The organism is Roseburia faecis (genome assembly GCF_001406815.1).
In the GTDB taxonomy this organism is placed as follows: domain Bacteria; phylum Bacillota; class Clostridia; order Lachnospirales; family Lachnospiraceae; genus Roseburia; species Roseburia faecis.
Genome location: NZ_CVRR01000029.1, coordinates 1 through 9546 on the forward strand (window position 1 = coordinate 1; position 9546 = coordinate 9546).

The 9546-nt window shown below is 47.3% G+C and carries 11 protein-coding genes and 3 pseudogenes; 6 read left to right on the top strand and 8 right to left on the bottom strand.

Annotation, left to right across the window (positions count from 1 at the left end):
- Window positions 1-85: 85 nt before the first annotated feature.
- The 5 genes and pseudogenes from M72_RS09960 to M72_RS09975 all read right to left on the bottom strand — a co-directional run.
- Window positions 86-367 carry a type II toxin-antitoxin system YafQ family toxin gene (locus tag M72_RS09960; protein ID WP_008706593.1) on the bottom strand — a complete coding sequence of 94 codons (282 nt, stop codon included), beginning with the start codon at window positions 365-367 and terminating at the stop codon, window positions 86-88.
- Complete coding sequence (locus M72_RS09965) at window positions 364-636, bottom strand: type II toxin-antitoxin system RelB/DinJ family antitoxin (RefSeq protein ID WP_055068118.1); 273 nt, start codon at window positions 634-636, stop codon at window positions 364-366. Before M72_RS09965 ends, M72_RS09960 begins: the two co-directional genes overlap by 4 nt.
- 85 nt (window positions 637-721) lie before the next feature.
- Window positions 722-928, bottom strand: a complete 207-nt coding sequence (locus M72_RS17370) for a hypothetical protein (protein ID WP_206541826.1) — start codon at window positions 926-928, stop codon at window positions 722-724.
- Window positions 912-1261 (bottom strand): annotated as a pseudogene (locus M72_RS09970) (hypothetical protein); the annotation flags it as partial. The pseudogene M72_RS09970 and the gene M72_RS17370, both read right to left, overlap by 17 nt.
- A 7-nt stretch (window positions 1262-1268) precedes the next feature.
- Window positions 1269-1673, bottom strand: a pseudogene (locus M72_RS09975) (major tail protein); the annotation flags it as partial.
- Between the two features lie 162 nt (window positions 1674-1835).
- Here M72_RS09975 and rhuM point away from each other — a divergent pair.
- From rhuM to M72_RS09995, 4 genes and pseudogenes are all read left to right on the top strand, one after another.
- Window positions 1836-2444, top strand: a pseudogene (gene rhuM, locus M72_RS09980) (RhuM family protein); the annotation flags it as partial.
- Between the two features lie 76 nt (window positions 2445-2520).
- Window positions 2521-2820, top strand: coding sequence for a type II toxin-antitoxin system RelB/DinJ family antitoxin (locus M72_RS09985; RefSeq protein ID WP_055068119.1), 300 nt, complete (start codon window positions 2521-2523; stop codon window positions 2818-2820).
- Window positions 2821-2823: 3 nt separating this feature from the next.
- A complete protein-coding gene (locus M72_RS09990; protein WP_055068120.1) occupies window positions 2824-3063 on the top strand; it encodes a type II toxin-antitoxin system RelE/ParE family toxin in 240 nt (79 codons plus the stop codon).
- Between the two features lie 159 nt (window positions 3064-3222).
- Window positions 3223-3531 carry a hypothetical protein gene (locus M72_RS09995; protein ID WP_055068121.1) on the top strand — a complete coding sequence of 103 codons (309 nt, stop codon included), beginning with the start codon at window positions 3223-3225 and terminating at the stop codon, window positions 3529-3531.
- A gap of 237 nt (window positions 3532-3768) precedes the next feature.
- Here the strand turns inward: M72_RS09995 and M72_RS10000 are convergent, their stop codons facing one another.
- From M72_RS10000 to M72_RS10010, 3 genes are read right to left on the bottom strand one after another with little or no spacing between them, the layout of a single operon-like run.
- Window positions 3769-5670 (bottom strand): sensor histidine kinase, encoded by a 1902-nt coding sequence (locus tag M72_RS10000; protein WP_055068122.1) that lies wholly within the window; start codon window positions 5668-5670, stop codon window positions 3769-3771.
- A gap of 1 nt (window position 5671) precedes the next feature.
- Entirely contained in the window at window positions 5672-7810 is a 2139-nt protein-coding gene (locus M72_RS10005) for a hypothetical protein (protein ID WP_055068123.1), read from the bottom strand.
- Window positions 7807-8535 carry a LytR/AlgR family response regulator transcription factor gene (locus M72_RS10010; RefSeq protein ID WP_055068124.1) on the bottom strand — a complete coding sequence of 243 codons (729 nt, stop codon included), beginning with the start codon at window positions 8533-8535 and terminating at the stop codon, window positions 7807-7809. The genes M72_RS10005 and M72_RS10010 overlap by 4 nt, the downstream gene beginning before the upstream one ends.
- 203 nt (window positions 8536-8738) lie before the next feature.
- Here M72_RS10010 and M72_RS10015 point away from each other — a divergent pair, with 203 nt between their 5' ends.
- Window positions 8739-9128 carry a response regulator gene (locus M72_RS10015; protein WP_055068125.1) on the top strand — a complete coding sequence of 130 codons (390 nt, stop codon included), beginning with the start codon at window positions 8739-8741 and terminating at the stop codon, window positions 9126-9128.
- The gene (locus M72_RS10020) at window positions 9103-9492 is read left to right on the top strand and encodes a response regulator (protein WP_055068126.1); all 390 of its coding nucleotides are present in this window, start codon (window positions 9103-9105) and stop codon (window positions 9490-9492) included. The genes M72_RS10015 and M72_RS10020 overlap by 26 nt, the downstream gene beginning before the upstream one ends.
- Window positions 9493-9546 lie beyond the last annotated feature (54 nt).

The window sequence follows — 9546 nt, forward strand, 5'->3', positions numbered from 1 at the left end:
GGTATCCCAAGATAATAGCAATAATGGAAGAAATAGCTGCTTTTTTCATTTATTCGTACTCCTTTGTTAACTTCCGATTTTGGGATTATTTCTTAAACAGCTCAGAATGTGAACCAAGGCGATAAAGCATCAAAACAAGAACATCTCCACAAATCTCATAAATAAGTAGCCAGTCCGGTTCGATGTGACACTCACGCGTGCCTTTATAGTTTCCTGTAAGGTCATGATCCCTGTATTTTGCATCCAGCGTACCGCCATTCGCCAGAATATCGATTACCTCAAACAGCTTATCAAGATTTTTATTTTGCTTTTTGGCAAGCTTCAAATCCTTTTTAAACTGATTGGTAAACTGAATGTCGTATTTCATACGTCGAGAGCTGCCTTGAGCGCATCCATACTGGAATAACGCGGAGCAGAAGGATCCTTCATCATTTTTTTGCCATCCTCAATGGCAGCGGCTGTCGTATCATTTGGTACTTCCAGTTTTAATTCAAAAGGAATACCATGCTCACGGATAGCGGTTCTCAGGAATATATTTATAGCAGTTGTCATATTCAGACCAAGCTCATTGAAGATTTCCTCCGCCTGGTCCTTGATTGCCTTGTCTGTACGAATATTTAAATTAGTTGTTGCCATACAGAACACCTCCATTCAAGTATAGTATACTCAAATGCACCTCTAATGTCAATACACTGTCATTATATAAGACACATAAATTCTGCTAAAATGCATCAAAATCCATCTGTGTAGCGATCTGCGCATAGCCTTTGTACTCATCATTGCCGCTTTCTGTGTACATGTCATTCACCATACCGATCGTGAGAAGGTCAAGGTCTCGGATGGAGATGCCGAGCTGTACGCAGCGAAGCAGAAACAAGGGTGTGGTCATCGGCCGATCTGTTGCGTGAAGTTTTTTTAGACTCCACATCCGTCTGGACATTCAGCCCCCACAGCTCGATAATCTTCGGAAGTACCTGGTAGATGGAGAAGGTGCTGAACTCATCAAGCCATTCCTCCGGGCTGTCCGGATGGTGGGATCTGCATGCTCTGCCATGATGTAGGCGATGTTCTCAAACATCTCAAGGGAGAACATATCGAGGTGGGAGGAACCCTCATCCCCGTTTCCGACAGCTTTTCCCAGCACATCGAGATCCTTGTAGATATCTCGGTGGAACTTGATGCGATAAATACGCGGAATGGCGGCAGATGCCTTGAAGGGCACCTGCTTTCCGTCAATCTCAATCTTCTGAATCATACTCATAATCCAATCACTCCTTTACTGCCTTCGCAGGCTTCGCTGCAGACTGCGACTGCGTTGCGACATCGCTCTCTGCCGCAGGCACATATACCGCCTTGTACCAATCAGCATAGGTGGTGGCATCCGTGGTATTTCCGGTCTTTGCTTTCACCATACCATTAGCAAGCGGTACCGCCTTCAGAGACAGCTTCTCCGTCTGCACCTCCTTGGAATCCTTATTCGTCTTTCCTTCGATGCCGGGACGGGAAGCGGAGCAGTTATACAGCACATGACGAATGTGCTTCTGGTCGCCATCAAACTCGAACAGGAGCGCAAATGCTGCAAGCTCCACCTCGGAGTTTTCAATCAGCACTCCCTTGGAATCTAGTGTTTCCTTCAGTACGTCCGTGCGGAAGGACTCCGGAATCAATGCAACCGTTTGCGGAAATAGCTGAGCAGCTAAACACAATAGCGAAAACGCATTTTGATGATTAAAGGAGGCACTTCATTTGGCAAAGAAAAAAGATGAGATAACCATCCGCTCAAGCGCAGCGGAATACCCGACCTATGTTGCCTCTGTAGGTGATCAGCAGGACAGCATGCGACAGCCATTGACTATGATAAAAATTCTGCAACGACGAGAAGATTTTATGCGACCGTTCAGAATAAAATGCATTATGCCGTTCATGGATATACGGCGGCTGAACTGATCGTGGAAAGAGCTGATTACACAAAAGAGCATATGGGATTAACCACCTGGGCAGATGCACCGGAAGGAAAGATTAAGAAAAGTGATGTTAATCCTGCGCATGTTAATATTAATAAGGTTCTAAGTGAACTAGATATGGATATATTCAAGTTAAAGAATCAGTTCTTTATAGATGCGGCAACTTATTATATAGAACATTTTGGACGGGAAGCACTGATAGAACCGAAGGAAAGGAAAGAACCTCAATTTATATCAACTGAGGAAATGGCTGTCATAGAGGAGCGGATCAGACAGGAGGCAAGAGAAGAAGCAAGGCAGGAAGCAAACAAAGAGGTTATGAGCATGGTTGGCAGCATGCTGGCAGCTATGCAGGCTAACAAAGATGCAATATCTATCATACAACAGCAGGCAGATACAGATGATAATGCTGATTCGGAAGATGATTTTTATGATGACGTTATTGCACAGAGCGCATTGAATTGGATGGAAAAAGATTGACTGCAGCAGTTAAAAATATTTGTGTTGTAAAAAGCAATACATGGTGGTACACTATAAGAAACAGGAGGTGCATACTATGGCAACAAAAACTGCAAATGTAACAGCGCGAATTCAACCGAATATAAAAGAGCAGGCAGAGGCAATTCTTGACAGACTTGGAATTCCTGTATCTGTATTCATAGATATGACTTACAGACAGGTTATTATGCGTGATGGAGTACCATTTTCACTTGATATTCCGGATAAACTTGTTACAAGAGATTCTATAACACAAGCTGAATTTGATACGATGATGCAGACCGGGCTTGCACAGGCAAAAAAGAACGATTCTGTATCTGTTGATGAGGCTTTTAATCAATTAAAGTCGGAAATATAGTGCATGAATGAATATGAGGTAAGGGTAACAAGGCTGGCATTAGAGCAGATGAAAGAGATAGTGCATTATATTTCAAATGATCTAATGGCACCGGATGCAGCAGATAATCTGCTTGACAAGATGAAAGCAGAGATTACTAAGTTGTCGAGTTTTCCGAAAAAACATGCCTTGATTGATGAAGAGCCATGGAGGACTGAGGGAGTACGCGAGATTGTTGTTAAAAATTCCCTGATTTACTATTGAGTTGATGATGAAAATAACAGAGTTCAGGTAACAGCAGTTATTTATAGCAGGAGAGACCAGATCAGGCAGCTAAGCAATATGGATATGGAGTAGTGGCTTAATCCATAAGGATTACTATAAAAGTATATAGTTGCAAATATATAAAACTGAATACACGCAATGAAAGAAGCAGATATGTGGAAATATTCCATGTGTCTGCTTTTTTTATGCCCTAAAGATAACAACAAGTATCAGTACACCAAAGGCGATCAGGGATTAGGAAAGCCGAATAAAATATATGTGTATGATTTGTTGAAAGCAGATAACGATAATTGGCTGCCAAAGCAATTTAAGCACAGAAAGGGCGGACAAATAAGAAAGAAATATTATGATCATGCAAAAGAGAATGTAGCATTTGAGAGATGTGTGGATGTTGTGACATCGTTGACAGCGGTATTTCGATTGTATGAAAGCTATTGTAAAAAATGACGCAACATGACAATGGTAGAAATTGCAAAGTGGAACAATGTCAGTGAGAGGACGATTTATAGGTATAAAACAATATTTTCGTGGCAGGAACAGCGACCGTAAGGGAGCGAAAAGCCACGCCGTAAGGGAGCGAAAAGCCACGCCGTAAGGCGTGTTCGCCAGACCAGCAAAAGCGGGCTGGCCGGGGTTTGGGGTGGCCCCAACGAGCGTATCTGAATGCGCCTCAAAAAACAGTTTTTACATCTGTATTGTAATTCCAACAAGAAAGGATTCCTCACCGGGAACAAGATCGAGATCACCGCCATGGCCTTCAATGATTTTTCGGACAGAGGAAAGCCCGATTCCATGATCAGCAGATGTACCCTTTCGGGAGAGGAATGTTTTTCCCTCCTGCAAGGCCAGACCGTCGTAAGTGTTTTCAATCTTCAAAAAGTACATATTGCCTTTGGTTTCGCCTGCAATGAAAATGCGGTGCACCCCTTGCTTTTGGCGGCTGCACGCCTCAACGGCATTGTCCAAAAGATTGCCCAGCACCGTACACAGTTCCACATCGGTAAGCGGCATCTGATCGGGAAGATCGAGCCGCACTTGAAATTCTGTCCCTTGTGTCTGCGCCATGCCGTAGTAGTATTCAATCAGCGCATTTACAACGGGATTTTTGCAGAACTGGGCAGGGGAGTGCCCCGATGTTGCCGCAACCTGTTCCTCTACCTGTAACAGGAAGGAGCAGATCTCCGTCTGCCCACGTTCAGAGGCCATGCGGTCTATGGTGCGCAGATGGTGTTTGATGTCGTGAATCAGCCTTCTGTTTTCTGCCGCTGCTTCAGAAACCTGACGGCTGTACTCGATCTGCATAGAAAGCTGCCGGACGACCTGCTTGCGTTCTTCCTGAAAAATCAGGCTGTTTCCATACCCCTCTACCACATCGCGCCAGAGGGAATAACCGATGGCGGCTGCTATGAAAAAGCTGCCCCATTCCACAAACCAACCGCCGATAACCGGCTCATAAACCGGCAGAAGGCGATCCCATATAAAGGCGCAGGTTGCGGCTGCCGCAGCATAGAAGATCGGCCTGCTCCGTTTTTCTCCTCTGTGAATGGCAAGCACAGCGATGATAAGCAGATAGAGTGCAGATGCCACCTTATAACAAAAGACCGATGCAGAGAAGAAACGAATCGCTCCAAGGGAGAGATGGGAAGCCATCATGCCATACACAAACGCATATACCAGGAACGCAGCGCCCACCCCATTGCTGATGGCCGCAGGCAGGAAGCCCGGCCTGCATATCCGGTTTTGCAGAACTACGATCAGCCAGGTAACCAGATAGATACAGAACAGTTCCATCGTGTACCAGGGGAATATGGGAACAGCAGCCAGCATATGAAGCACAGGATAGGATGACAGACCGCACATGGCAAGGCAGATCAGTCCGAACAGGGATGTATTGTTCTGTTTCATCCGGCGGCTGAAATAAAAGGACAGCAGCGCACAGACAAAGGTAACCGTACAGCCAAACAGGCAGAATGCAAACCGGATTCCTCTGGTTGTATTTACCGCCAGCATCGTTCCGAAAGCAGGCGGATAAACAATCCCTCCGTAAAAGTGGTCATAGTTGCTGACCGCTATGGTGAGTGTGAACGGTTTTCCGCCATGAAAAGTGACCATGCGGTTTTGAACCAATGGTGTCCCCTGTGCAGGTTCCCCCATTTGCAGGATCAGGTCATGATCCAGATAAAGGTTGTAAGCAGAAAACACTTCCGGGATTTCCAGTGCATACGCTTCCTTCCGTTCCGGCAGGAAGAATGTCATCTGGTAAGTCCCGCAGCCATAGGGAGAAGGGTTTGCAGGGCTGGAGAAATTGGTCTGCGCTCCAATGGAAAGGTAGCGCATATAATGGCTTTCATCCCGTATTTCTTCCGGGGTCAAAAGCGCGTCAGGATAAAACGCCCAGCCGGATACCAGAAAGCGCACCGGTGACTTTTGAAGTTCTTCCTCAGAAAGCGCCAGAATCCCATTTGCCGCCTGAATGGTGTCCTGGCTATATTTATTATTAAACTGATACAGGCCAAGAAAAAACAGGGATGAACACAGGCAGACCATACATAAAGCGGCATATTTTTTTACCACAGAAGATACCATCTTATTTTCGCCTCCTCCTTAGGAACAATTCACCGGCAGACAGAAGAAGCAGACAAGCCGGAATCAAAAGGAGTATGGGCGACCGGCTATGCTCAGTGTCGGCGGCATGTGCCAGGGAAGCGGTATCTTCCTTTACTGCAATGGTGTAAGTCCCTGTATGGCTGATCTGAAAGGAAGCGGCTTTCGCCGCATCGTCATAGCCGATCATGGGAATTTCCACGCCGCTTTCATCACCGAGGAACAATGTGCCGTCTGCCGGGTCATTTGGATAGGGCAGCATGACAGAAACATCCGGCAGGGAGTTGAGCACAGTTCCGTTGATGGAAAACGAAAAAGAAAAACCGCCGTCCGTATCCTTTTGGATGATGACTTCAATCTGATCTTCGTTTTGGATACCCTCCGGCAAGGCGTCTTTGGGTATGCTGATGGTGATTCCCTGTTTGGAAAAGACGGCTCTTTGCTCCCCTGTTTGCAGCATCATCAAAAAGCGTGTGCCGGAAATCCGGTCGGTGGTTTCATCGAAGAACTCTGAAAAAACAGGTTTTTTGGAATCCGCATTTTTCGGGGGAACGGTCATAATGCTTTGCACCGGCTCTTTCCTGTTTTCTGAAAGCTTCCGGGCAGGATCGGGAGCGGTAAGCTCTGGAGCGCCGGCAATCGTCTGCACTTTGGGGGGCTGCTGTAAAGCGGTATCTTTCTCTGGCTGACCTGATACAACTGGCGCTTCGATTTCCGGTATGGCCGGTTCATCGGAATCGTCTTTTCCATCCCAGGATGGCTCGGAAGGCTTGTGGGATGGTTCATGATCCGCAGGATCATTTTCTCCGCTGACCGGTGGTGTTTTTTCAGAATCATCGGAATCCATTCCACCGTCATTTGTTGCAGGCGATCTTGAAGGCTGCGTAGGGGGACTGTCTGTGAAACCGTCATCCTGATCGTCGGTATGTTCGGGAGGCGGCTGAATGATGGTATCGGGTGGATTTCCGCCTGCATCCCCTCCATCCCGGTCGCCATCGTGATACCCTTCAAGGACAATTTCATCTGCGTAGGTCAAGGACAGGATGCCGGTCTGTCCGCCGTCATAATCGACCTGAAGGCGGTAACTGCTGCCCGGCGTCAGCAGACGGGTGGCAATAGAGAGCATTTCCTGACCCACATAAACGCCACTTTCCAGACGGTTCCATGAACCGTTGTTTTCGGACAGCCATACGCTGATCTCATCCAGTTTCCCCGGCGGTGTGACCCAGGGAAAATGAAGGTTTCCTCTGGAAGCCAGAAAGCAGTTAATGTCCGGTCTGCCTGAAGCCTGTACAGAAACAGGAATTGAGATTTCAGGGAAAGCAATTCCCTCTGCAAACGCAGTGTTTTCCGGTGCGGTCAGCTTTCCCATGGCATGGTACAGTCCCACAGTATTCAAATCAATACCGGAAAAATCCCATTCCACCACAGCGGTGCAGCTGGTTCCATTTTCCGTATAGCAATCCAGATAGTAAGGGGAAAAGGCAAACAAATTTTCCAGCGTTTCGGTTTCGCTGCCCTGTTGAACCGCAAACGCGTCCGTATAAGGATACCATTTCTCTATGGAAGTAATGACAGCAGGCGGCATTTCTTCCACCCGGACGGAAATCTGAAGCTCCTGCAATACAGTTTCACCAAAGGCATACCCCTCCGGCAGTTCAATCCGGCCTGCTGCGGTATATTCGCCCGGAGTGGTCTGGTCAATGGCCGAAAAATCCCATGCGACAGAAAATGTTTCCTGCCGGATTTTTTCACCTGCTGTTACAGTGGCGCAGACGGTTTGATACTGAAGGGCCAGCTGATAAATTTCCTCCAGGTCATCATCAGACGGTGTGGTTCTAAGGGGCAGGGTGAAATCTGGCAGGGAGCGCAGTTCGCCTTCATTTTGTATTTCTGTGACAAAGACGAGGGATACTTCTTCCGGTGCTTCCGGTGTTTCCGGGGTTCCGCTATCCAGTGTCTCCGAAGCCTCGCTTTCTAAATCCGGCAGAATCTCCGTTCTTTCATCGGCATTGGCTGGGGTTGCAGTTTCAGCGGCAAATGCGGGGATACTGCCGGTGAAGCAGAGGAGGCAGGTCAGACAGCCCCCCAGAATACGCCTGTGTATTTGCTTCATTCTCATACGATACCCCCCATTCCAGAGAAAACATATTGACGGTAGGCTTCCCGCAGCTGTTTTCCATTGCGGAGAGCAATCGGAAGATTCTCCCCGTTTATCAAACGGAAGGTCTGACTGTCAACCTGGCTGATATAATCCATGTTGATTAAAACGCCCCGGTAGCAGGGCAAAAAACGCTTGTCCTTCTGCAATGCGGCAGTGACCTCCTGAAAACCTCCGCTTACCGGTATCACGCGTTCCGCCATATGAATCCGTGTCATACGGTTTTGATAATCTATGTATAGAATCTTCTCTGTGGGAAGTTCCAGCTTTTGACGGTCAGCCATAACCGAAAGTGTCATCACTTCATAGGGCGGTTTTAGCTGGCACAGCTCCATCGCTTCTTCAAATTCTGCCTGATGGAGCGAAAGCGGCTTCAGCAGATAATAGCTGGCGGACAGGCTGTACCCCATCCGGGCATAATCTTCTGTAATGGTCAGAAAAACGATCTTACAGAGCCTGTTTTTCTGGCGCAGCCCTCTGGCGGCCTCTATTCCATCCATGTTCTCCATATAGATGTCCATAAAGACAAGCTGAAAATTGACCTGGGCGGCAGCTTTCAGAAAATTCTCTCCGTCCTCAAATTCTGTCAGCGTGTAGTCCAGCTGATGCTTTTTCATATAATTTTCCAGGCAGGCAGACAGTTCTTCTCTGTCCTCTGCTCTGTCATCCACAATCGCAATCTGCATCGTACCATCTCCTTTGCACAATAATCCAATATGAGTATAACATAAAACCGCAGGAAAAAACTTGCGTCTTAAACAGGAAACCTGCGTCTTAAACAAAGTTGGTTGCATTTCTCTTGACAAGATGCTACTCTAATTATACTACCAGACTTTCCGATGAGAAGGTCTGGTTTTTTTATTTTTCTTTTCAGGAAAGGAGGCTCAGCATGAAAATCGCACTTTGTACGGAGCTAAGAAATGTGGAATGGTTTGAAAGCAGGCTGCGCTCCCTTTTTGAAGGGGACGGACAGCTTGTCATCGACGAGCTATGGAATGAGAAGCAGCTATCTCAGGCGCTGCGGCGGAGCCGCTACCATGCGGTTGTCATCGCAATGACCGGGGCAAGGGGATTGGAGGCTGCCATTCAGGCAAAGCAGCTGGCACCGGAAGTACCGCTTGTCTGGTGGAGTGATGATGAAAACTTCGCCCTGATCGCGTATCAGCTTCATATCCCGGCATTCCTCTCCATAGATTGTAGTGATCAGGAGCTATATGAGGCGATAAAACCCATCACGAAATGGAGGTACGAACATGCGAATTGCGCTATGCAGTTATAGCCAGAAAGAAAAAGAAACCGCTTTGCTGATGAAGCTGGGCAAAGTAGACCGCTTTGATAACGGCGTATTTTGTACCTATGCCATGCAGCGGGATGGGCCTTATGATGCTGTGGTGGTCATGGAGGACGGAGCCAGAGGGATGAATTTCTGCATGAGCATACGAGGCTACAGCAGGGATGTCCCGCTTCTGTGGATCAGCGACCAGGCAGAATTTGAACCCCAAAGCCGCAGGATGCAGACGGACACCTTTTTGGTGAAGCCTGTGACGGAATATCAGCTGCGGGAGGCAGTATCCCAGCTGCTTCAGAAAGCAACGAGAAGGAACGAACAACGTGAGGAGCAATCTGGTGATATGTCAAGATGATTTTTGAAAAGATTTCGATATGTTTTTCAGAAAAAGGGTAACTTTAATAGACCT